Origin of the sequence: Streptomyces sp. SA15, from assembly GCF_002291145.1 — a bacterium.
GTDB lineage: Bacteria > Actinomycetota > Actinomycetes > Streptomycetales > Streptomycetaceae > Streptomyces.
The window spans coordinates 1-746 of sequence record NZ_NTGE01000152.1; the positions used below are offsets into that span (position 1 = coordinate 1).

Annotated in this window: 1 protein-coding gene; it reads left to right on the forward strand. The window is 62.1% G+C overall.

Features of this window, described 5'->3' with window-relative positions:
- Positions 1 to 36: 36 nt before the first annotated feature.
- The coding region (locus CLM62_RS34725) for a hypothetical protein (protein WP_218835649.1) at positions 37 to 746 on the forward strand (710 nt) is incomplete at its 3' end.

A 746-nucleotide genomic window follows, 5' to 3' on the forward strand; every position in this document is an offset into this window, starting at 1 on the left:
AACGAACCCGACCGGGAGGGATCGACGATGCCACCAGTGGCGCAGATTCGCCGGATCATCTTCAACGACGAAGAGATCGGCATGGGCTTTAACAGCGGAACCGGCCAGGCGATCGGATCAGCCTTGGAAGGCTTCACCGTCCGGGAAGACACCCTGGGCGGGGAGGTTAGGTCGTCGATCACCATCGTGTCTTCCCATGATGAGTTGATGGAGAACCTGGGCATGGGCTTTGAGGCCCAGGGCCGCTATGGGTTCTTCTCCGGCACGGCCAAGGCCAAGTTCTCCGAGAAGACCAACTTCAACTCCACCTCAACCTTCCTGATCGCGCAGGTCGTCGTCGAAAACCCTCTGCGGCGGGGGAAGGGCTTCAAGGTCACTGCGGAGGCCAAGGCGTTGCTCGACGCCAACAGGCACGAGGAGTTCATACGGGCGTTCGGGGATAGCTTCGTCCGCGGCCTGCAAACGGGTGGGGAGTTCTACGCGGTCGTCCGGATCACCTCGGTCTCCACCAGCACGCAGTCCGAGCTGGCGGCCTCACTGCAGGCCGAGTTCAACGGCCTGGTGGCGGCTGGGTCGTTCAAGGCGGAGTTCACGAAGGCCAATCAGAGCGCGAGCACCAAGTCGGAGTTCACCGCGACCATGTTTCAGAATGCGGGCACAGGCGCGGAGCTCTCCCCGGTCGCCTCGATTGCGGACGTTCTTGAGCGGTTCAAGAGGTTTCCGGAGTTCGTGAAGACCAGTCCGAC